The organism is Helicobacter magdeburgensis (assembly GCF_000765825.2).
Taxonomy (GTDB): Bacteria; Campylobacterota; Campylobacteria; order Campylobacterales; family Helicobacteraceae; genus Helicobacter_C; species Helicobacter_C magdeburgensis.
This window is the reverse complement of sequence record NZ_JRPE02000004.1, coordinates 83,207-105,607: the sequence shown is the minus strand read 5'-3', so window position 1 is coordinate 105,607 and position 22,401 is coordinate 83,207. Positions and strand designations below refer to the sequence as shown.

Genomic DNA, 22,401 nt, shown 5'->3' with positions numbered 1-22,401 from the left:
AAGATTTTAAGCCTTTGCTTGTGGGCTAAACTCAAGGGCAAAGTCAATAAAGTTTAATGCCTCCCATTCAAGTGTAGTGTGGGCTAGATTGAGCTTCCCACTGCCTTCAAAATTAAGCGTAATCACATAAATATGCAAGGCTTGAAAGCTAAATTTTTTCAATTTAGATTCTATGCTCTCTTTGGTGCTAAAGGGCAGAAAGATAAAAATGCCAAGTGGGCTTATAAACTCCCCAATATCGCCATAATATATACTGCTTTCACACTCATAACGCTCACAAAAAGCAATAAGCTCTAATAAAAGCATATTTTCCAAACTTGCTAAAAAATTCCGCTCAATCTGCACGCACAAGGGCAAAGTAAAGTCATAAAAATAAAGCTTTTTGCTTGAAGTTGTGTGATGAGGGAGTAAAAAAATAAAGCCAGATTCATTTAAGGACTGAAGCAAGGGGTAGATTCTATCTTTTGAAATTTTATGCGTTTTTTTCAAAATCGTGTAGATGTGGTTTATTGTGAGCTTTTGCCCCTGCATTGTTAAAAGAGAACAAAAAATATCAAAGTCGTTTTTAAGGGAGAGTTGTAAAATCTCTTGCTTGCGAGTGATTTTATAGCTTGGATCAAGTTTTTGAATCTCAGGGAGATTGCCCTCTTTTAAAAAAAGATTAAAAAGATTATTGATTGAGAGATTTTTAGAATCAAAGCCAATGTATTCTTCAAAACTTAGGGGGTGGATTTTCTTACTCTTAAAATCTTTTGGGCAGTGGGCGTTGGAATTTGCAATAAGAATAATGTAATTAAGATTTGGCAGGGAGATTTTTGGCGTATAAGAATCAATAATCAAAAGCTCAAGGTTTTTCTCCAAAAAGCTTTTTAGAATAAGGGCATTGGCAGATTCTATATCTATGCGAGAATCAGCACAATTAATATACAGCGTCTTTTTGTATTTTGCACTATGTAAGAATGCCAGAGAGCTTTTCCCCACTCCACTTGCCCCATAGAGAAAAGTTTTTTGTTTTTTTAGCCCATAACGCCTAGGCTTAATCCCCACAACGCGTTCAAGGTAGGACTTTGAAATATCTTGCATTAGGCTCTAAAGCCCATAGGTTTGTTATTGTCAAAATTCCCACTAAGCTCGGCTTTAATCTGCGTGATAAAATCTTCTTGCGTGAAAATACTCTCTTTTTTTGTGGCAACTTTATAGGCGGTGTTTTTAATCACAAGGGCGATTTGCCCTCCGCTTAAGTCATATTCTGCTAGGGTTTTGGCAAGATTCTCTTTAGAATCTACGCTAAACTCCGCATTTTGTGGCAGATACTTAAGCCACAAGGCTTCTCTTTGCTCCCTATTTGGACGCTTAAATTCTATTTTGTAGTTAAAGCGGCGTGAAAAGGCGGTATCAAAGTTTTCTAAAAGATTGGTTGTGGCAATTAAGATTCCATCAAATCGCTCAATTTGCTCTAAGAAAATATTTTGCATTTGGTTATGCATTTTATCTGCACTATTGCCGCTGCTGGATCGTGTGCTAAGGAATTGATCGGCTTCATCAAGCAGTAAAATCGGCTCATTTTTAATGCTTTTGCAAATCTCATTATAGCTATCAAAAATCCTGCGGACATTTTTTTCAGATTCACCAATATACATTGATAGGATTTTAGAGCAATCAAAGCTTAGCACCTGCTTTTTTAGGCTTTTAGCTAAGGCTAGGGCGGTGATTGTCTTGCCAGAGCCGGGAGTGCCATAGAGCAAAATTTTAGCATCAATGCCCTTTTTCTTATCTCTTATGCCCCAAAGGTGCAGTAAATGCACGACATTGCTATTGACTTGGGCTAAGAGATTATTGAGAATCTCACGCGTGTTTTGGTGCAAAATAATCTCATTCATATCATATTTTGGCTCTACAAGCTCAAAAATATCTTGGTTTTTGATAAGAGAATCTAGGCTAATTTTATTGCGTTTTTTCTTTTTATTAGGGTGGATAATATTTTGTAAAATCTCTTCTGGGATAAAAAAAGTCCGCGAGATTCCACCAAAGGGATTTAAAAGCTCATCATAGTCAATTAAGCCCTTTTGCACGAGATTGGAATTTTCATCAAGCAAGGAGCGGTGCTTAATCTTATCATACTCATCAAGGCTTATAAGCTCAAGCAGGGCATTCATATCACGCAAGTTTTCATCGCTACTGCTATATTCTTCTTTCAATAACGCAAAAAAGATAATCTGCTCTTTTGGCTCTAAATGCTGTTCTTTGATGAGCTTTATAATGCTTATATCTTTTGTTGTGAGTTGAAGGCGTGATTGGATTGTTTCTTCTAAAAGTTTTAGGCGGTAGTTCGCGCGGGAAAGTGAGGGAGAATCTAGCTTTTGAGAAAATTTTAGCCCACTCATTTTGTGTAAAAGCTCAATGTGAGAAAAGCGATCTTTTAAGTATTCTAAATGGTCTTCATAAGGTGTAATCTCTGGCAAATCAACATTCAACGCACCATCTTCTAGGAGCTTCAAAAATGCGTGAGACAAGCAGACATTATCATTATAAAGCTCAAGCAAGGCAATATCTGTGATTTTAGGCTGTAAAAAGGAGCTTTGTGTTATCCAGCCTAGCTCAATAAGATTGCGGATATGGGGCAAAAAGCTTAGGGCTTTTTCACTTGTTTTGATTCTTGAATCTGCCTTTGGTTCAATCAGGCTTTTGTAAAGCAAAGTATGCACCACAAAATCACTCTCCCCTTGAAGCAAAGCCTTTGCCATAAATTGTAAAATCTTAGCCTCATTCTCATCGCATTTTAAAAAGCTAAAAATCTTTGCTTTTTTTATTGTTGTGGCGTGGATAAAATCAAGATAATACTTCATTTTTGATCCCTTGATCTATTGTATTTTGGGTTTTATAGGTTTTCATTACTGCCCCCCCCCCATTGCTATTTGTTTGTAGCTCAATCTTACGCTCACATCGCTCAATCGTGCTTAGTCGGTGGGCGATGATAAGCAGTGTTTTATTACTCGCCACATCATAGATTTGCTCCATAATGTCAGCTTCAGTTTGATTATCTAACGCGGAGGTGGCTTCATCAAGCACAAGGATTTCAGGGTCATCATAAATCGCCCTTGCTATGCCTATGCGTTGCTTTTGTCCGCCACTGAGCAAGATTCCACCCTCTCCTACGCGTGTGTAGATTCCATTATGTGTGTTTAAGAAATCTAGAATCTGGGCTTTTTGACAGGCGATTTTGATTTTTTCTTCATCAAAAACAGAGCCAAAGGCGACATTTTCCGCCACGGAGCCATCAAAAAGATAAATGCTTTGTGGGATATAGCCGATTTTTTTCCGCCACGCCCTTAGATTGTGGTTGGTAATAGGCACATTATCTACAAGTAAATGTCCTCTTTGGGGCTTGTAGATTCCAATGATGAGATCTACAAGTGTGCTTTTCCCAGCTCCACTTTGCCCCACAAATGCGACTTTCTCTCCTTTTTTAATCTCTAATGAAAAGTCTTTTAAAATCGGCTTATGGCTCACATAGGCAAAATCAACATTTTCTAACTTAATAGAATCTACAAACGCACAAGGCTCTTGATATTCATCTTCTGTATGGTAGGTGAGATTTTCATATACGCTATATACGGAATGGGTGTAGTAGTTCATATTGTTGATATTGCCAAGAATACGCGTTACTGCAGGCAAGATTCTATATAACGCCAAGGCATACATAGAGATAATGGGGATAACCGCACTTGCATCGTTATATTGAAATAAAATATAAGCCACACAGGCAATAAGCACACTAAAGCCAATGGTCTCAAGGATAATACGCGGGAGTGGCAGAAGGCTGTATGTGATAATATTGGCATTGGTGCGTTTGCGTAAGAGTTTATCAAATGCATGATAGACTTCATCTTGATTGCCTTTAAGCTTAATAAACTTAAAATTCCCAAAAGTTTTTGTGATAAGCTCACTTAACTTTGTTTTCATTTCTACATCAATCTCACCTTTTTTGTTGATTTTGCGTGAAAGAAGTTTAATAATAAAAAACACCTGCATACCAAGCAACAATGTCAGCACCAAAGTCATTTTCCAACTTACCATAAGCAAAAGTGCATACATAAGACAAATGGTAAAAAACTCTGAAGCAAGTTGTAAAAGATTTTGGAGATAAAATGAAGTGTTTTGTGCTTGGGTAGTTATGGTCTCACGAATCTTATCTGTCTTTTTATGGGCAAAATCAAGATAGCTAAGATCCACACTTTTACAAAAAAGCCGATAGGCAAAGTAGTGAAACTTCCTAAAAGCAAACCGAGAAATTGTATAATTGTATAATGTATTATACAACGCACGAAAGACATAAAATCCCAAAAGCAAAGCACTAAAAGCATACATAAAATGCAATGTGCTGTCAAAGCCAAGCGTGTCATATAGCCACTTTGAACTCCAGTGGGCAAAAATCATATCCGGATTACTTGCAAATGTGATAAAAGGCATAATCACACTAATGCCAAGCGTTTCAATCAAAGATAGAATGATAGTAGCGATAAATAAAAAAAGCAAAATAATCTTATCTCGCCTTGTAGTCAGCTCCCTTAAGATTCCTAAAGCACTTTTTTGATTTTTATGTCGTTTTTTGCGTGGCATTTTTTATCCTTTTTATCTCTATGTTATTGTGTAAAAAAGCGTGGATTCTAGCATTTTCTAGCTTTTTGCTCCCTTACTCCACCATAAGTATGGGTCAATCCCATAGGGCGGAGTTTGGCTAGGCATAGCGATTGTATGCCAATAGGCTATGCGGAATGCTGGGAGATTAAAATGCGGCAGGACATAAAAGCCCCATAGTAGCACTCTATCAAGGGCTTTGCCAATAGCTATTCTATCCTGCTGCGAATTGGCATTAAGCAATTTGGTAATCAGCTCATCTACTACAGGATCTTGCACACCAGCAAAGTTTTTACTTCCTTTGGTGTTGGCAACTTGAGAGCTCCAATAGTAGTTTTGCTCATTGCCCGGAAACAAACTTTGCCCTAAGAGTTCAACAACCATATCATATTCAAAAGCCCGCACACGATTAATGTATTGTGAATCATCAACCTTGCGTATTTTAGCTTCAATCCCTAGCTTTTTAAGATTCTTAGCAAAGGGTAGGCAAATGCGTTCAAAAGCTTCATAAGAGATAAGGATTTCAAAGCTAAAAGGCTTGTGTGTTGGCGTATAAAGTCTGCCATTTTTCACATAAAATCCCGCAGATTCTAATAAATCTCTTGCGTATTTGAGATTTTCTCGCAAATTTTCCCCACGCTTTTGCGCTCCATTTGTTATAGGCACAATGTAGGGTTGGGTAAAGATTCTAGAATCTAGCCTGTCTTTATAGGGCAGAAGTATTTCTAGCTCCTTTCCTTGCGGCAAAGCAGAACTTGCAAAAGGGGAGTTATGAAAAATATGTGTGGTGCGTTCATATTGATTATAAAAAAGATTCTTATTGCTCCATTCAAAATCAAAGGCATAAAAAATCGCCTCTCGCACTCTTTTATCAGCAAAAATGGGCTTTCTTGTGTTGAAAAAGAATCCTTGCAATGTGCTAGGTAGCTCGTGTCTAAAGCTTTGTAAGATGATCTTCCCCTCCCTTTTTGCCCTGCCTTCATAGTCATTTGCCCATACTTTTGCCGAAGTTTCAATGCGGTAGTCATATTCTCCCGCCATAAACGCAGTTTGTGCCACGGCAGGATCTTTGTAATATTCCACCACCACTTCATCAAAATTATACATTCCTTTTTGTGTGGGGTGGTCTTTTGCCCAATAGTTTGGGTCTCGCTCATAGGTGATACTCCGCCCTAAATCAAACTTTTTGACTTTATATGCCCCGCTTCCCACAGGGATTTGCAAGGGATTTTCCCCAAAGGTGTTTTTGCCATTTTGAAGATAAATGTGTGAGGGCAAAATAGGAATCTGCCCTAAAATCAGCGGTAGCTCCTTATTTGAATCTGTTTTAAAATAAAAAATCACTTCTAAATCATTTAACGCCTTAACACTCTTCACATCAGCATAGTAGCGTTTAAAGTCAATCTTGCCTTTTTGTAAAAGTGTCTCAAAGCTAAAAACAACATCTTTTGCTCTAATAGGCTTCCCATCGCTAAATCTCGCCTTTTTATTAAGATGAAAGATAATAAAATCCCTGCCTTGCGTCATAGAATCTGCCACAAGGGCGTATTCGCTAAAAGGCTCATCAAGACTTTGAATGGTGAGGGTGTTATACACAAGGGCGTTAAGTTCTGCTGCGGGATTGCCCTTTTGACTAAAGGGATTAAGGCTATCAAAAGTGCCGAGTGTAAAGCTTTTTAAAGTGCCGCCTTTTGGGGCGTTTGGATTGACATAATCAAAATGTGTGAAGTTTTTGGGATATTTTGGATTGCCATAAATGCTTAAAGCGTGGGTTTGTGTGCTTAAGGCGTTGCTTAGAGTAGCAAAAGCACACAGAGCAAAAAAAGCAGATAAGATTCTCATTTTTATCTAACGCAAGAAGGCAAATAAGTATTCAAGGCTCTTTGGAAAATTCCCCGCGATAAAAATCAGCACCACAATAAAGGGCAGAAAAAACTTCACATAGTAATACCAAATTTTTACAAGCAGTGGGTGGAGTGTGCCATTATTGCTAAGCTCTTTTAGGGATTGAGATTTAAGCACCCAGCCTACAAAAAACAAAGTGCCAAGGGAAGTCAGCACAAAAAGAATATTGCCGCTTACATAATCAAACATATCAAAGATATTTTTGCCATTCCAAGTGATATGCTCCCAAGGACCATAAGAGAGAACACAAGGGATATTACCAAGGATAAAAATACTCCCAAGTGTGATATTTATAGCCATTGTGCGGGAGACTTTAAGCTTTTCGTGCAATGTGGTAATGATGACTTCATAGATAGGCAGTGAAGTGGTAAGGGCAGCGGTAATAAGCAAAAGGAAAAACACCACCGCTAAGATATTGCCAAAATAGATATGGGAAAACACAATGGGAAGCGTTTGAAACACAAGGCTTTGCCCTTGATCGGGGCTTAGCCCAAAGCTAAAGAGTGAAGGGAAAATCATAAATCCAGCTAAAAGGGCGATGATTGTATTTAAGATTCCAGTGGCAACGGCGGTTTTTATCATATTTTCATTTTTTTGCAAATATGAAGAGAGTGTTATCATCACGCCAAAGCCAAGCGAGAGTGCAAAAAATACCTGTCCTAGCACATCAATGAAAAGCCTTGCATTAATTTTGCTAAAATCAGGTAAAAGATAGAATCTTACACCTTCCATTGCGTTTGGCAAAGTAAGGTTGCGTGCGACCATAATAAGCAAACAGATAAAAAGCAAGGGCATAAGATATTTCATACTCCGCTCAATCCCATCAATCACACCTTTTTTCAAAATAATCCAATTAATAAGCACAAAAATGCCCGTGTAGATTCCAACCATCAGCGGATTATGCGTAATATTGTTTTCATAAAAGCTTTGTGCGATGTCTTTTTCAATGGGGGAGGCTAGATTCAAATTCCCACTGATGATATTAGTAATATAAGTGATGACATAGCCGCCAAGCACCATATAATACGCCATTATCCCAAATGCCCCAGCAATACCAAGATAGCCAATAATCTTATAAAAACGCGAAATCTTTTTGCCATTAACTTCACCGCCAAATGCGTCAATGGCATTTTTCTGTGCGCGTCTGCCAATGACATTTTCTACTAAAATCACAGGGATTCCAACTAAGATCATCGCTAACACAAAGATAAGCACATACGCCCCACCGCCATTTTCTCCCACAAGATAGGGGAATCTCCAAGTCGCCCCAAAGCCAATGGTAGCCCCTGCTACCGTTAAAACATAAGTTAAGCTAGAGCTCCAAGTTTGACGAGGCGTTTGCATTATTTCTCCTTTTTTGTTTTCCAAAATACATAAATGACTTTAATACATACACTAAAAATAATGCCCTCCAAAATCGCACCAAGCACAAATGAGGCATAAAGTGTGTCATCTAGCTCCCCGATACTTTTACCTAAAGTAGCAGTAGCGATAAGAAAAGTCAGTGGCATAGAATCGCTTAGGGCAAAAAGGAGCGTGGATTTAAGATTCTTAAAATATCTGCCAAAGACGATACTCGCACTGATAATGCGTAAAAGTAGCATTCCAGCGATTAAGTATGCAGCGTGATAGAGAATGTCAATATCGCCAAAAATCGCATTGAGATTAAGCGTAGAGCCAACATACACAAAGAAAAATGGCACAAAAAAGCCAAATCCAAAGTGATTAAGCTGTTTAGGCAAGTCTGCTTTGTGCTTGAAAAATGTGCTAAGAATAGTCCCGGCTAAAAATGCTCCCAAAACCGCTTTAATCTCCAAAACCATCATTAAAAGCACAAAGGCAAAAAGTAGAAAAAAGACAAAACGCAAATCTTGGGAGTTGCTATCATCGCGTGGCAAAAATACAAATCGCACTTGTGGCATCCACCAAAAAAACACTTTTGCAATTCTAAAGCCAAAGGCAACAACCAGCAAAAAGATAAGTAGAATAAGCAATTTTTGTAATAGCTCACTGCCTATGCCGTGCCTTGAAGCACCATCAATAATCACAAGTGCGGCAATACTCACAAGCTCCCCTAAGATTCCAATCTTTAGGGCTAAATCAAGCCAAGGCTGATGTTTGCCATAGTCTTTTATAAGCGCTACAATCATACCCAAGCTCATAACGGGGAAAGCGGCTATATATATGTATGAGAGATTTGTGCTAAATACCACAAGGCAAGTAATGCCATAAAGGGTGCAAAAATATGCTAGGGCTTTAAGTAAAAAGCTTTTGCCAAGTTTCGCAAAAGATTTAATATCCACTTCCAAACCGCATAAAAACATCAAAAACAAAAAGCCAATTTCCGCTACAAGTGAGATTTCTTTAAATGTATTGATGAAGCTAAAAAAGTGAGCTGCAACCGCTCCTAAAATCATCTCAACTACAACAATGGGAATGCGTGTGAGTGAGCTTATAGGCGAGGCGGATAGAATCAGCAGAGAAAAGATACCAAATGCACTTAAAAGCTCAAGTGAATGACTCATTGCTTATCCTTGCTAGATATGGCAGATTCTGTGCTGGGCTGTGAGTGAGATTCTATATAAGATTCCACGCTAGATTCTTTAGGGAGTAGATGAAGGGCTTTTAGAATGGCTTTAGGGTAGAGTGTGTATTCAAGGGCGTGGATTCTAGATTCAAAGCCTTCAAGGCTCTCACCTTGAATCTTTTCAATCTTTTCTTGCAGTATAATCTCGCCACCATCAAGTTCTTCATTCACCCAATGCACGCTTACGCCACCATAGCTTTGCTTAGCATAAAAGCTATCTTTTATAGCGTTTGCCCCTTTGTGTTCGGGCAGGAATGAAGGGTGGATATTGATTGTGCGGAAAGTGTTTGTAAAAATGGGCGTTAAGATTCTCATAAATCCAGCCAAAATCACATATTCAATCTTATAAGTTTGCAAAGTAGCAATCATCTGCTTATCAAACTCTTCCCTTGAGCTAAAATCACGATGAGGTAGCACGGCACAAGGGATTTGTAGATTTTTAGCGCGTGTTATACCGTGTGCGTTTGTATTATTGCAAAGTGTAAGGGCTATGTGGAGTTTGCAATCTTTGTGTGTTTGTGTGTGTATGAAGTGTTTATTATGCAAAGATTCTATAAGATTTTGCATATTGCTGCCATTACCACTAAATAAAATCGCACATTGAATCTGCATAAGTCTTACTTCATAAAAAATTTTGGATAGTCTTTTTTGAGAGATTTGATAATCTCAATCATCTCATTTTGCCCATAAGTCGCATCTTCTGGGAGTTTGGCATAAAATTTATCCATTTGCTTGGAATAAAGCTCAATAAGCTCTTCAATATGTGCTTTTTTCGCCCCGGCAAAGTAAAGTGCCACGCCTAGCATATCAATGACTTCTAATGCCATTTCTTCTAAACTCATTTCCAGTGTCAGCTCTTGGCTGATATTTTCATTAATATTCATCGCTTCTCCTTGTTTTGTTGAATCTGTCTATTGAATCTCTTGGTTTTTATTAAGAATATACTCAATCTGCGATTTTATATCCACATACGAAAAACTCTCTTTAAAACCTTCAATCTTCCCACCCGAAGCGTTCTTATGCCCTCCACCATTAAATAGCTCTCTACTCATCTCGCTCACATCGCAATTCCCATTTGCCCTAAGGCTTACATTACCACGCGGATTCACATCAAGGTAAAAATCATACTCACTATTTGTGCGTAAAAAAAGATTAGCTAGCACACTCACACCGCCCATAGAGTAGCTTAAAAAACCTTTTTTGTCATTGTAAAAAATGGTGCAAGAATCCTTTTTTTGGCTTAAGAGCTTGACTTGGGCGTTTGAAGTAATTGTATCCATAGTTTCTGTTTGTGGGTTTCCACCAAGGGCGCGTTTTTTAATCTCATACAGGGCATTATCAAATGCCACTTCGCCATTTGGCTGCTCTAAAAACTCTCTAGCAGATTCTAAAATGGCAAATTTATAGAATCTATGCTCTTCATCAAACATAAATCTATTCAGCTCAAAGCTCCCGCTAATCGCCCCCATAGCTACCTTGCCAAAGTCAAATTTATAGCCATCTTCAAGCCAAATATCCACGGAGTTTATCATTTTACTCACATTGCTTATCCATTTTTCACGCGTAGAATCTAGCATTTTCTCTCGTAAGATAAGTGTATCAAAGGTGATTTTACTCGCACAACGCGTAGAATCTAAATGATACCATTCATATTTATCCGCACATTCCTGTCCGCTGATGTGGTGATCTAGCAGTAAAAGCTCCACATCAACGCCATTAATTTTTAGCTCCTCTATTCTTTGTTGCAGGTAGTTTGACTCATTGAGTGTGAGATTTAAATCTGTAATTAGCACAAGGAATTTATTTTGTGAAGCGTTTGAAGCAGGGGATTTTTTGCTTTTGCCAAATTTTTGACTAAGCAAGGTGCTAAGATTTTGAGAGGAATGCGTGATAGTATCTAAAATAGCATTAATCCGCACAAGCACTTCTCTGCCGTAATTAGCATTGTAGAAAGTGATATTTTTGAAAAACTCTTTAGCAATAAACTGACAGCCATAGCCGTCTAAATCTGTGTGTGAGAGATGATAAACTTGCATTTCTTATCCTTAAAATTCTATATTGAGTGTGCCGACAACTTCAAAGGTCGCGTGTGGGTCAATCTCGGCATTACCCAAAATGGTGATATTTACCCTAAATGGCTCAAGGAGCTTGACAAGGGGTTTGCGGATTCTATAATCCACAAGCAACACAGGCGTCATATTTTTTTGTATAAGCTTTAAGCTTTCTTCTTGTATGGAATCTACAAGCTTTTGGACTTCATTTGAATGCAGCACAAAGTTTTTCCCGCCGGGCTGTTCTTTAAGCCTATCTATTAAGTATTGCTCTGTTGCAAGGGAGAGTGTGAATATCTTAAGATTGCCATCTTCGGCTTTAAAAATATCCGTGATTGTCCTAGCTAGGCGGGAGCGGACTTGCTCAACGATACTATCGGTATCATCTTGTAAGATGGGATAGGTATCTGTGATAGATTCTAAAATGGTCGGCAAATCTTTGATTGGAATCTTCTCGTGTAAAAGCTCACGCAGAACGCGTATAATAACGCTCATTGGAATTTTTGACGCCTCTCCTACAACCACAGGATAGTCTTTAGCGTGGCGATCCATAAGCACCTTGACTTCATCTTTTGTGATAAACTCTTCTGCATAAGTTTTAATAAGCTCTGTCATATGTGTTGTTACAATCGTAGAGGGATCAATAATATGATAGCCCCTAATTATTGCCTCTTCTTTATCTTTAGAATCTATCCATAACGCATCAAGCCCAAAGGCTGGTTCTTTTGTGGGGATTCCATCAATGGCTTCTGCTACCATTCCTGTATCCATAGCTAAAAATTTATCGGGCAGGACACTGCCTTCGCCGATTTTCACGCCTTTGAGTAAAACTTCATAGTCAGTGGGCTGGAGATTGAGATTATCCTTAATGCGAATCTGCGGGATAAGGAAGCCATAATCTGTGGCGATTTTCTTACGCATAGAGCGGATTCTTTCTAACAAGTCGCCATTTTGCTTGACATCAGCTAGACGGATAAGCTGATAGCCTAGATAAATCTCTAGTGTTTCAACTTTAAGTGCTTCATTAATGATAGCTTCTTCTTCCTTTTTAATCTCTTCTTCGCTTTTCTGCACCCTTTGGGCTTTATGCTGATTAATATCTATCTCTTTTTGTGAATCTTCATCGGCTTTTTTGCTATTTGGCGGGGCTTTTTTGCTGATAAATTTCTCCACCATAGAGAAAAGACTCCCCATATCTTCACGGCTCACAAGCCACGCCACCGCAAGGAAAAATGCCCCAACAAAACCAAGCGAAATGGGAAGTCCGGGCACAAGTGCAAAAAGAATAAGGATAAAGCCAACAATACTTAGAATCTTTGAGCTACCTGTAATTTGCGTGATAATATCCCCTGCGAAATTTGTTTGAGAGCTTTTAGCTGCACGCGTGGTAATAATACCCGTAGCAGTAGCAACAATAAGGGCTGGAATCTGCCCAACAAGCCCATCACCAATGGTAAGGATTGTAAAAGTCTCCGCACTTTGTTTCACACTCATTCCGTGTTCAAACACGCCAATTAAGAATCCACCGATGATATTTACAATTGTGATAATGATGGAGGCTATCGCATCGCCTTTGACAAACTTGCTTGCTCCATCCATTGTGCCATAAAAGTCCGCTTCTTGAGCTAGGGCATCGCGTCTTTTTTGTGCTTCATCTTGCCCAATAAGCCCAGCATTTAAATCCGCATCAATCGCCATTTGCTTGCCGGGCATCGCATCAAGGGTAAATCTCGCACGCACTTCTGTAACGCGTGTAGAACCATTTGTAATGACGATGAGATTGACAATCACAAGAATGGTAAAAACAATAATCCCAATGACATAATTTCCACCCACGACAAAATGCCCAAAAGCAGAGACAATGCTGCTAACAGCCTCCACGCCATTATGCCCTTCACTTAGAATCATACGCGTTGTGGCGACATTAAGAGCTAGGCGATAGAGTGTAACGATAAGCAAAATTGTAGGAAAGGCTGAAAACTCCGTGGCTTTATCTACATACAGCGTAATAAGGATAATCAAGATAGATAGGGCAATAGAGATACTAAGTAAAAAATCAAGCATTGCACTTGGCAAGGGCACCATTATAATGCCTACAATCAACACCATAAAGATGACAATAATCATCTCTTTGCTTTGAGAGAGGCTTTTAAAAGATGACATTACTTGGTCTAAAATGTGTGTCGCGTTAAATGTCAATGCTCTATCCTATGCTCGCCTGATTTATAAAAATAGTGTGGCATTGTAGCAAGAATTTTTAAATTTAATGCTTTGCCACTTTTTTATGAATGAATATATGTGCATTCTTTGTAAAGTTATTTGCACACTTCCTTTGTTTTATAATCTTTAACAAAAATAGGATTTGCACTTCCCCAATATCCTAATGTTTCGGAAAGAATCGTGCCTGTGCCTTTTTCAAATTCAGCTTGAGTGATTTCATTGCCGCATTGTTTGCCAAAAAGCACAGCCTCATCACCTGCTTTAATATCTGGATAATCAGTTACATCTACCATAAAAGTATTTTTTGTAACTCTCCCAATAACAGGCACTTTATGCCCTCTAATAAGAATCTTGCCTTGATTGCTTAAAGATTTTGCATAGCCATCATAATAGCCCACTGGAATATTAGCGAGTTTAGAATCTCTTGTGAGCGTATAAGTTCCATCATAGCTTACTTTACTTCCTTTTGGATACTCATTTATAACCGCTACTTGGGATTTTAGGCTCATAATTTGTTGTATGGGTAGATTTGCATCTCCACCACCATAACCATAAATAAGTTTTCCGGGTCGTATCATATCTAGCCTTGATTGAGGCACTTGCACTGCTGCATACGAAGCAGCAGCGTGTAGCACAAGTTTGTTTCTATCAAGTTTTGCTTTGTTGATGAGAAAATCTGTATCCTCTTCAAAGCGCTTTAAGCCTTCCTTTACCTTTGAGGCATCATCATAGGGAAAATGCGTCATAAGCCCTTTTATGTTTAAATGCGGTAGAGTAGCTAATTGAATTGCAGATTCTTTGCCTTTATCGGTGCTTAAATCAATACCATTTCTATCCATTCCACCTGAATTGAGTTTGATATGAATGGGAAGTTTTTTGCCTATCGTCTTTGCTAGAGAATCTACTTTTTTTGCTTGATCTAAATTTCCCAAAACTTCCGTGATGTTATATTTTAAACCATCTTTTATTTCTCCCATTGTGGCTGTTCGTATTCGTAGAATCTCGCCTGTATATTTCATTTTGCGGATAACTCTTGCTTCTTCATTGCTTGTAATAGCCACACAAGGGATTTTTTCTTCTATGATAGTGGGCAACACTTTGCTTATTCCAGCTCCATAAGCATTGGCTTTTAAAACTGCGCAAACTTTAGCATTTCCTGCTATTTTTTTGGCGACTTGGACATTGTTTTTAAAAGCTTTTATATCAACTTCCATAAAAGAGTTTGTATTGTTTTTCTTTACATTTGTGCTTTCAACAAGTATAGGTGAGGCTAGATTCACACTAACAAGCATTCCTATAAACGATAGGGCAGTAAATCCTGTTTTGAGTATATTCATTTTTTGCTCCTTAAAATATAAGTTTGTTTATAAAATAATTCTACACTAAGTAGGAGAAAAAATATTAAATTTTGTAACATTGAGTATGAATATTTTATTAAAATTTTTTCAAAAAGTAACAAAATTTTAAAGCCAAAAGGCAGTGATGAATGATATTAACTATGGTGTGATTTAAGCTTTTTTTTCTATAATGCTACTTTAAATTCAATAAGTGAGTGTAAGTAATGCAAGAGCGGAAATATAATCCTAAAGATATAGAATCTAAGTGGCAGGAGTTTTGGCAGGAGAATCACAGCTTTGAGCCAGATTCAATGTTGCTAGATTCAAACAAGCAAAAAAAGTATATTTTGAGTATGTTTCCCTATCCAAGTGGGGCTATCCATATGGGACACGTAAGGAATTATTGCATAGGCGATGCGTTGGCAAGACACTATCGCAAGAGTGGTTACAATGTCCTACACCCTATGGGCTGGGACGCTTTTGGTATGCCTGCGGAAAATGCCGCTATCAAGCATAAATCTCACCCAAAAACTTGGACTTATAGCAATATTGACACAATGAGAAAGGAGCTTGCAACGCTTGGACTTAGCTTTTCAAAAGAGCGTGAGTTTGCGACAAGTGATCCTATCTATACGCGTTTTGAGCAGGAATTTTTTATCAAAATGTGGGAAAAGGGGCTTATATACCGCAAAGAGGCGTATTTAAACTACTGCCCAAATGATAAGACGATTTTAGCAAATGAGCAGGTGATTGAAGGTAAATGTTGGCGATGTGATACGCCTGTGGTGCAAAAGCTGATGTTTCAATACTATATAAAAATTACAGCGTATGCTGATGAGTTGCTAGCAAAGCTTGATGAGCTAGAAGGGCATTGGCCCCAGCAAGTGCTACAAATGCAGAGAAATTGGATGGGGAAGTCAAAAGGCTTAAGCTTTAAGCTAGAGCTAGATTCTGCTTTAGAATCTAGTATAAAAGACTTGGAGGTTTTTACGACGCGTCCTGATACGATTTTTGGTGTTACATATTGTGCGGTGGCACCTGAACATCCCATTGTAAAGGAACTCATCGCTCAAAAGAAGCTTTCAAAAGAAGTGATAGAATCTATTACAGCTATTCAAAACACCGCCGCAAGAGAACGTGCTCAAAGTGAGAAAATCGGCTTTGACTTAGGGATTTACGCAATTCACCCATTGACGAAAGAAAAACTTCCTGTGTGGATGGCAAACTTTGTGCTTATGGATTATGGCAGTGGGGCGGTGATGAGTGTGCCAATGCACGATGAGCGGGATTTTGAGTTTGCTAAGAAGTATGGTTTGCCTTTAAAATGCGTCATTGTAAAAGAAAAGCAAGATTCTAAGACATCTCATTTTATGGAGTTTGATAGCCCGATATGTGAAGATGGCTATTTGATAGAATCTGGCGAGTTTAGCGGCAAAAGTAGTGCGGAGGCAAGAGAGGCAATTATTGCTACATTTGAAAAAAGGCAGTTAGGCAAGGGCGTGATTAATTATCGTTTGCGTGATTGGGGTGTTTCACGGCAGAGATATTGGGGTGCGCCTATTCCTATGGTGCATTGTGAATCCTGTGGCATTGTGCCTGAAAAGATAGAGAATCTGCCTATTATCTTGCCTGAAGATGTGGTGATTGATGGTGAGGGTAATCCGCTTGATAAGCACCCTACTTGGAAAACTTGCAAATGTCCGCAATGTGGAAAACAAGCCTTAAGAGAGAGTGATACAATGGATACTTTTATCCAATCAAGCTGGTATTTTTTGCGTTATACCACACCAAGGGAGCTGTGGGAAAAACAAGCCTTTGATAAGGCAAATTTGGAGTATTGGCTGAATGTTGATGAGTATATCGGCGGGATTGAACACGCCATTTTACACTTGCTGTATGCGAGATTTTTTACAAAAGTGCTGCGAGATTTGGGCTATATACATATCAATGAGCCTTTTAAGAATCTCCTTACTCAAGGTATGGTGCTAAAAAATGGCGCAAAAATGAGTAAATCTAAGGGCAATGTAGTCAATCCAAATGACATTATCACGCGATATGGGGCAGATACAGCAAGACTGTTTATACTTTTTGCTGCGCCGCCAATGCGGGAGCTAGAGTGGAATGATAGTGCGTTAGAGGGGGCATTTAGATTCTTAAAGCGATTGTGGGAAAGGGCGAGTAATGCTTTAGTCTGTGAGAAAAAGCCTATAATCGCCCATAGTGAGCTATCAAAGCAGGAGCAATATGCTAGGGCTAAGGTCTATGAGGCATTACAAAAAAGCTATGACATTTTTAGTAAAAAGCAAAGTGGTTATGCGTTTAATACACTTATTGCTGCAAGTATGGAAGCCTTTAATGCGTTAAGTGAGCAGGAGAATCCGCAAGTATGGACGGAGGGCTATTTTATCTTGCTTCATATTTTAGAGCCTATTGTGCCTCATATTTGCTGGGAGCTAAGCAATAATCTTTTTGCTAGGGCAAATTTTGCTCCTATCAGTGTGGATTCTGCGGCGTTACAAAAGCAGAGTGTGTGTTATGCGGTTACCATTAATGGTAAAAAACGCGCTGTAATTGAACTTGCCTTAGGTTTAGAGAATGAAGCGATTTTAAATGAGGCGAAAAAAAGTGTGGCAAAATGGCTAGAGAATGTGAGTATAGTCAAAGAAATTGTCGTGCCAAATAAACTTGTGAATCTTGTGGTGAAGTAGGGGGCGTTAAGCATATGCGGTGGATTCTCATATTGTGCGTGGGGTTGTGGATTTGCGGCTGTGGGTATAAGCCTGTGAGCCATTATTCGCATGATATCTTTAATGATGGCGTATATGTGGAGGTGCGTATTAATCCATCTGTGCCTGAATCTGGCACGGGCGTAAAAGATGCGGTCAATAATGCTATCATCAAGCGTTTTCATAGCAAGCTTAAAAGCAAACAAGAGGCACAAAGCTTTCTTGATATTAATATCCAAAGTATCACGCAAACGCCTATTGCGTATAATCAGCAGGGCTTTGTGAGCTTTTATCGCACAAATGTTGTGTTGCTGATTGAGTTTAAGAACGCTCAAGGTGTGAATTTTAGTGCTACAAACACGGGATTTTATGATTATAGTGCGGATTTTTCTTCAACCATTGTGCTTGATCAATATCGTTTAGAATCTATTGCCAATGCCACAAATCAAGCCCTTGATAAATTTATTTCACAGATAGCTTATTATGGAGAGTTTTATTATGAGAATTGAGGAGATTTCACACAAGGCTTTGCAACGCTTGTATATATCAAAAAAGCCGCCAACGCCTAGTGCGTATTTTGAGGCATTTTATGAAGTGGTGAAAAAAGAAAAGTCTTTAAAGGATTCTGTGCAAGTTAAGGATTTAGACTGGCAGGAGCAGTGGCTTAAGAAGTTTGATAAGCCCTTGCAGCTTGAGCTGAAAAAGGCTCAAAGTCCTGATGAATTTATTGATATACTCTCTACAATACTAAAAGATTCTAAAGAAACGCAGAATCTAGAGCATATAAGGGAGCTTAAGAATCTTAATCGCTTATTGCTTGGGTGTGTGAGTGATATTTTTTCTATTAATGCTAAGCAAAGATTTTCTTTTCTCTTTGGCATTGGGGGATTAAACAAAGTTGAAGGCACAAAGAAACTTGCTAATTATTGGCGGCGTTTTAGGAGCTCTGGGGTGCATTCTGGCGTTTTGAGAAAGCTTGTTAGAATCCTTGCCTTTATTCTTCGCACCCCAACAGAGAATGGGAAAGTCAGCAAGGAAGCTTTAGAGCTTTCTTCAGTGCTGCTTATGCACCCTGAAAATCTTGTTGATGTGTATTTACTTGAAAAGATTGAGAAGCTTTTGGGGATTAAGGAGATTCAGAGTGCGTTTCTTAAAGATGAGATGGCACAAAGATGCATTGTGATTTTTAAGCTTAATCATTTGCAGTTTGTGGAGAAAAAGGCTGATTTTGATAAGGATAAGGCAATCAATAAGGCTATGGAGATTCTAAAAACAATGTGCCTTGAAGCATTGGAAGAAGCTACACTTGTGGGGCATTATCAAAATGGCTTTGCCGTGATGATAAAAGAACAAAAAGAGCAAGTGCTTGAAAAGATTGCACCCATTAAAGAGCGGCTTCAAACGCAGAAATTCTCTTACCAAGGGGTGCTTTTTACTTTTGGGTTTAGTGCTGAAGTGCTTGAGTATAGAGAGTTTGAGACATTAGAGCAGCTTAATAGCACCTTAAGAGACAAGTTGCATAATTCACATATCAATATTGAATCTAAAGATTCTTAAATGCCAACTCTTGATGAAGTTTTAATAAGCAAGGGGGCGGAATATGCTCCATTTGATACGAGCAGGGCTAAAAGAATCTATGATTCTATCGCACCTATTTTTGGCTTTGAAAAGTGCTTTGGCACAAAGTGTAAGGTGATACACATTATTGGCACAAATGGTAAGGGTAGCACTGGGCGATTTATCACAATGGGGTTAGAGCAGCAGGGGAAGAGTGTGCTACATTTTAGCTCCCCGCATTTATTGGATTTTAATGAGCGATTTTTTGTGAGTCGTGGGGATTTTAGGGGGGAGATTTCACAATCAAAGCTTGAATCTATTCATCAAAAACTCTGGGCGATAGAATCTGTGCGTGAGGCGAGTTATTTTGAATATGCGACATTTTTAGCCCTTGTGCTAGGAATGGAGTATGAATATTTGGTGCTAGAAGCGGGGGTTGGCGGGGAGTTTGACTCCACTTCTGTTGTTCTAGCAGATATGAGTGTTTTTACACTCATTGGGCTAGATCATCAAGAGATGCTAGGTGAAAATATAGAGCAGATTGCGAAGACAAAGCTTAAAGCGATGAGTGGATACACAATACTTGCTAGGCAAAATTACAAGGAAGTAGAGAGAATTGCTTTAGAGATTGCTTCACAAAAAGCTCTGCAGTGTGCCTTGTGGGAGGGAATGGATAAGATTCTAGGAGAGCAAGAAAAAGCTTTTTATGAGTATGTCAAGCGATATAACTTGCCTGTGTTTTTACAGGAGAATCTTAGCAATGCTATGCGTGTTTTGGCATTTTTTGGAATGAAATTTGATTTTGCAACGCTTGGTAGGCTGTCTTTACGCGGACGCTGTGAGATTTTGGCAAAAAATATTGTGCTTGATGTGGGGCATAATATTGATGGAGCTAGGGCTTTAAGGGCTTTTTTGGGTGACAAAAAGGTCAATTTGGTGTATAATAGCTACATTGAAAAGGACATTGAGGCGATTTTACACGAACTTTTGCCAAATATTAAGAAAGTTTTAATATTATCCGTGCAAAATTCGCGGATTTGCCCAAGGCAAAGGTTGGTTAAGATTCTAGAATCTTTGCAAATCGCGTTTATGGACTTTGACATAGCTACGATGAGTGAGAGTGAAACCTATCTCATCTTTGGTTCTTTTAGCGTAGCACAGGAATTTTTACAACAATATATAATTACAACAAGACAAGGGGAAGTGCAGTGCAAGATAAATTAATGATTTCTATTATTGATGATAATGGCTCAAAGCAATTTAGTGTGCATCGTTTGGTGCAAAAGGTTGCATTATTTACGGGCATAGGCATTGTGTCGGTGGTGATTTTGTATTTTATTCTGGCACATCTTTTAATGAGTGAGCTTGAAGTCATTTTGGCAAATAACACGAAGGTGCGTGAGAGTTTCCAAAGTATTTACGAAAAAAATAGTGAGCTAGAACGCAATATTGATTACAAAACAAGTGAGCTAATGAAAGTTAGCAGCAAGATTAATGAGCTAGAAAGCATTGTCAATATACGCAAACACAGCAATGGGACGCATAATAATGAAGATATTAACCTGGATTCTCTTTCGTCATTGCAAAAAGATATGATTTTAAAGATTATTCCTAATGGCAATCCGGTTGATGAGTTTGCAACCCAGACTTTTCCAAGCAAGGGAGCTTCAGTTTATAGTCTTGCTAAAATCTCCCCTGTGTATGCCACAGCAAATGGGATTATTGACTCTGTGCGTGTAGCGGGGAATGAAAACTATGGAATCCAGATTCAGCATTCTTATGGATTTACTTCAAACTATGGGCATTTGGGCAAAGTTGTTGTGCAGAAGGGCGATTTTGTTACTAAGGGGCAGATTATAGGATATAGTGCTTCAAGTGCGAATTTGTATTATGACTTGCGTTTTATTGATTCTACACTTGAGGTGGCAAAATATACAAGCTGGGATAGTGAGAATTTTGCCACAGTTGCACTCAATAGTGCCATTGATTGGAAAAGCCTTGTGTGGGCGTTAGATGATATTATTCAGCTTAAAAATTACCGCATTAGCTACCAAAGCGAAGAAAATATTTTGACTTACTAATCATAGAATGAAAGCACAAAAAAGTCGCCTTGTTTTGATGATAACCGACCAAAATGGGTCGCGTTATTTTAATGTCAGCTCTATTTTTAAGCAAGTTGCCTTGTATGCTATTGTTTTTGTTATCACGCTTATGGCTTTTGGGGTGATTTCAATTAAAACCTTTAGTGCAGAGATTAAAAAAATGGCGATTTTAAATGAAAATATCGCTAAGCGTTATGAAAAGATGCTTGCTAAAAATGAGGCTTTGAATATCAAAATAGAGCAAAGAATGGAAGAAATTACCGAAGTTGATAATCGTGTCGGGGATTTGGAGAGTATTATAGGTGTTTCTACTGAAGTGCCTGAAGGAGAACAGAATAATTTGGAGCATCGCATTGATGCAGCGTCTTTAAGCGGGACACAAAAGGCGTTTGTTATGAAATTTGTTCCAAATGGTTACCCTATGGAACATTATAATAGAATCTCCGCAGATTACGGTTATAGAGTGCATCCGCTGTTTTTTACAAGGCATTTACACACAGGCGTGGATTTTGCCACAGCTATTGGCACTCCCGTGTATGCCACAGCTGATGGCGTAGTGAATGCGGCGAGTTTTTCAACCGGCGGTTATGGTTATTTGGTTAAAATAGATCATTCACTTGGGTTTATGACTTATTATGCTCATTTGAATAAAATAGTGGTGCAAAAAGGAATGTTTGTCAAACGAGGACAGCTTATCGCTTATAGTGGCAATACAGGACAAAGCACAGGTCCTCATCTTCATTATGAAATAAGATTTTTAGGTAATGTTATTGATCCTAAAAACTTTATGGAATGGAAGATGAGTAACTTTGATTCAATTTTTGAAAAAGAAAGGAGTGTAGCATGGCAATCTTTGTTAGCGACAATAAACAGCTTGATGGAGTAGGTTCGAGTAGTGGTGGTGGAGGGGCGACTATTATCGCTCAAGGCACAAGGATTAAGGGAGAAATTAATACAGATTGCCGTTTGCATATTGATGGCGAGTTTGAGGGGAATATCCACGCTAAAGATGTGGTAATGGTTGGCAAAAGTGGTGTGGTGCGTGGTGATGTGCGTGCTAACTCTTTGATTGTAAGCGGACGATTTATCGGCAATGTAACTGCTAATATGCTTGAGATTAAGCCTCAAGGACGCGTTGAAGGTAGCGTTGAAGTAGCTGAATTTATCATCGAACGCAAAGGTGTGTTTATGGGTGAGAGCAAGGCAAAAGACCCTAAAGCTTCAAAAGCTGACATTTCATCACTAGAGCTTCCTAAAAAAGACAAATAGCAAGGGGAG

Annotated in this window: 18 protein-coding genes; 7 read left to right on the top strand and 11 right to left on the bottom strand. The window is 38.7% G+C overall.

What is annotated here, in order from left to right:
• Positions 1-6 precede the first annotated feature (6 nt).
• From LS74_RS04015 to alr, 11 genes are all read right to left on the bottom strand, one after another.
• The gene (locus LS74_RS04015) at positions 7-1,083 is read right to left on the bottom strand and encodes an ATP-binding protein (RefSeq protein ID WP_034584685.1); all 1,077 of its coding nucleotides are present in this window, start codon (positions 1,081-1,083) and stop codon (positions 7-9) included.
• Positions 1,083-2,846, bottom strand: coding sequence for an ATP-binding protein (locus tag LS74_RS04010; RefSeq protein ID WP_034584682.1), 1,764 nt, complete (start codon positions 2,844-2,846; stop codon positions 1,083-1,085). Before LS74_RS04010 ends, LS74_RS04015 begins: the two co-directional genes overlap by 1 nt.
• Positions 2,830-4,620, bottom strand: coding sequence for an ABC transporter ATP-binding protein/permease (locus tag LS74_RS04005; protein ID WP_052086340.1), 1,791 nt, complete (start codon positions 4,618-4,620; stop codon positions 2,830-2,832). Before LS74_RS04005 ends, LS74_RS04010 begins: the two co-directional genes overlap by 17 nt.
• 57 nt (positions 4,621-4,677) lie before the next feature.
• Positions 4,678-6,480, bottom strand: coding sequence for an extracellular solute-binding protein (locus LS74_RS04000; protein WP_034584681.1), 1,803 nt, complete (start codon positions 6,478-6,480; stop codon positions 4,678-4,680).
• Positions 6,481-6,486: 6 nt separating this feature from the next.
• Positions 6,487-7,887 (bottom strand): sodium-dependent transporter, encoded by a 1,401-nt coding sequence (locus tag LS74_RS03995; protein ID WP_034584679.1) that lies wholly within the window; start codon positions 7,885-7,887, stop codon positions 6,487-6,489.
• Positions 7,887-9,068, bottom strand: a complete 1,182-nt coding sequence (locus LS74_RS03990; RefSeq protein WP_034584677.1) for a cation:proton antiporter — start codon at positions 9,066-9,068, stop codon at positions 7,887-7,889. The genes LS74_RS03995 and LS74_RS03990 overlap by 1 nt, the downstream gene beginning before the upstream one ends.
• Positions 9,065-9,742 (bottom strand): phosphoribosylglycinamide formyltransferase, encoded by a 678-nt coding sequence (gene purN, locus LS74_RS03985; protein WP_034584674.1) that lies wholly within the window; start codon positions 9,740-9,742, stop codon positions 9,065-9,067. Before purN ends, LS74_RS03990 begins: the two co-directional genes overlap by 4 nt.
• A 5-nt stretch (positions 9,743-9,747) precedes the next feature.
• Positions 9,748-10,014 carry a hypothetical protein gene (locus LS74_RS03980; protein ID WP_034584671.1) on the bottom strand — a complete coding sequence of 89 codons (267 nt, stop codon included), beginning with the start codon at positions 10,012-10,014 and terminating at the stop codon, positions 9,748-9,750.
• A 27-nt stretch (positions 10,015-10,041) separates the two neighbouring features.
• Complete coding sequence (locus LS74_RS03975; protein WP_034584669.1) at positions 10,042-11,166, bottom strand: DHH family phosphoesterase; 1,125 nt, start codon at positions 11,164-11,166, stop codon at positions 10,042-10,044.
• A 9-nt stretch (positions 11,167-11,175) separates the two neighbouring features.
• Complete coding sequence (flhA, locus tag LS74_RS03970) at positions 11,176-13,380, bottom strand: flagellar biosynthesis protein FlhA (protein ID WP_034584667.1); 2,205 nt, start codon at positions 13,378-13,380, stop codon at positions 11,176-11,178.
• A gap of 116 nt (positions 13,381-13,496) precedes the next feature.
• Positions 13,497-14,738, bottom strand: coding sequence for an alanine racemase (gene alr / locus LS74_RS03965; protein ID WP_034584744.1), 1,242 nt, complete (start codon positions 14,736-14,738; stop codon positions 13,497-13,499).
• 224 nt (positions 14,739-14,962) lie between these two features.
• Here alr and leuS point away from each other — a divergent pair, with 224 nt between their 5' ends.
• The 7 genes from leuS to LS74_RS03930 are packed head-to-tail and all read left to right on the top strand — an operon-like array spanning position 14,963 to position 22,392.
• Positions 14,963-17,446, top strand: coding sequence for a leucine--tRNA ligase (gene leuS / locus LS74_RS03960; protein ID WP_138128833.1), 2,484 nt, complete (start codon positions 14,963-14,965; stop codon positions 17,444-17,446).
• Between the two features lie 14 nt (positions 17,447-17,460).
• Positions 17,461-17,973, top strand: a complete 513-nt coding sequence (lptE, locus tag LS74_RS03955) for an LPS assembly lipoprotein LptE (protein ID WP_034587032.1) — start codon at positions 17,461-17,463, stop codon at positions 17,971-17,973.
• Positions 17,963-19,021, top strand: a complete 1,059-nt coding sequence (locus LS74_RS03950) for a hypothetical protein (RefSeq protein WP_034587030.1) — start codon at positions 17,963-17,965, stop codon at positions 19,019-19,021. Before lptE ends, LS74_RS03950 begins: the two co-directional genes overlap by 11 nt.
• A complete protein-coding gene (locus tag LS74_RS03945; protein WP_034587028.1) occupies positions 19,022-20,245 on the top strand; it encodes a folylpolyglutamate synthase/dihydrofolate synthase family protein in 1,224 nt (407 codons plus the stop codon). It abuts the gene before it with no gap.
• Positions 20,230-21,102 carry a M23 family metallopeptidase gene (locus LS74_RS03940; protein WP_034587026.1) on the top strand — a complete coding sequence of 291 codons (873 nt, stop codon included), beginning with the start codon at positions 20,230-20,232 and terminating at the stop codon, positions 21,100-21,102. The genes LS74_RS03945 and LS74_RS03940 overlap by 16 nt, the downstream gene beginning before the upstream one ends.
• Before the next feature lie 7 nt (positions 21,103-21,109).
• On the top strand, positions 21,110-22,009 hold the full coding sequence (locus LS74_RS03935) for a M23 family metallopeptidase (protein ID WP_034587024.1): 900 nt from the start codon (positions 21,110-21,112) through the stop codon (positions 22,007-22,009).
• Positions 21,967-22,392, top strand: coding sequence for a bactofilin family protein (locus LS74_RS03930; protein WP_034587022.1), 426 nt, complete (start codon positions 21,967-21,969; stop codon positions 22,390-22,392). Before LS74_RS03935 ends, LS74_RS03930 begins: the two co-directional genes overlap by 43 nt.
• Positions 22,393-22,401: the final 9 nt, after the last annotated feature.

Excerpts from the sequence above, each read along its gene's own strand:
- LS74_RS04015 (WP_034584685.1), bottom strand. The coding sequence starts at position 1,083 with ATGCAAGATATTTCAAAGTCCTACCTTGAACGCGTTGTGGGGATTAAG.
- LS74_RS04010 (WP_034584682.1), bottom strand. The coding sequence starts at position 2,846 with ATGAAGTATTATCTTGATTTTATCCACGCCACAACAATAAAAAAAGCA.
- LS74_RS04005 (WP_052086340.1), bottom strand. The coding sequence starts at position 4,620 with ATGCCACGCAAAAAACGACATAAAAATCAAAAAAGTGCTTTAGGAATC.
- LS74_RS04000 (WP_034584681.1), bottom strand. The coding sequence starts at position 6,480 with ATGAGAATCTTATCTGCTTTTTTTGCTCTGTGTGCTTTTGCTACTCTA.
- LS74_RS03995 (WP_034584679.1), bottom strand. The coding sequence starts at position 7,887 with ATGCAAACGCCTCGTCAAACTTGGAGCTCTAGCTTAACTTATGTTTTA.
- LS74_RS03990 (WP_034584677.1), bottom strand. The coding sequence starts at position 9,068 with ATGAGTCATTCACTTGAGCTTTTAAGTGCATTTGGTATCTTTTCTCTG.
- purN (WP_034584674.1), bottom strand. The coding sequence starts at position 9,742 with ATGCAGATTCAATGTGCGATTTTATTTAGTGGTAATGGCAGCAATATG.
- LS74_RS03980 (WP_034584671.1), bottom strand. The coding sequence starts at position 10,014 with ATGAATATTAATGAAAATATCAGCCAAGAGCTGACACTGGAAATGAGT.
- LS74_RS03975 (WP_034584669.1), bottom strand. The coding sequence starts at position 11,166 with ATGCAAGTTTATCATCTCTCACACACAGATTTAGACGGCTATGGCTGT.
- alr (WP_034584744.1), bottom strand. The coding sequence starts at position 14,738 with ATGAATATACTCAAAACAGGATTTACTGCCCTATCGTTTATAGGAATG.
- leuS (WP_138128833.1), top strand. The coding sequence starts at position 14,963 with ATGCAAGAGCGGAAATATAATCCTAAAGATATAGAATCTAAGTGGCAG.
- lptE (WP_034587032.1), top strand. The coding sequence starts at position 17,461 with ATGCGGTGGATTCTCATATTGTGCGTGGGGTTGTGGATTTGCGGCTGT.
- LS74_RS03950 (WP_034587030.1), top strand. The coding sequence starts at position 17,963 with ATGAGAATTGAGGAGATTTCACACAAGGCTTTGCAACGCTTGTATATA.
- LS74_RS03945 (WP_034587028.1), top strand. The coding sequence starts at position 19,022 with ATGCCAACTCTTGATGAAGTTTTAATAAGCAAGGGGGCGGAATATGCT.
- LS74_RS03935 (WP_034587024.1), top strand. The coding sequence starts at position 21,110 with ATGAAAGCACAAAAAAGTCGCCTTGTTTTGATGATAACCGACCAAAAT.
- LS74_RS03930 (WP_034587022.1), top strand. The coding sequence starts at position 21,967 with ATGGCAATCTTTGTTAGCGACAATAAACAGCTTGATGGAGTAGGTTCG.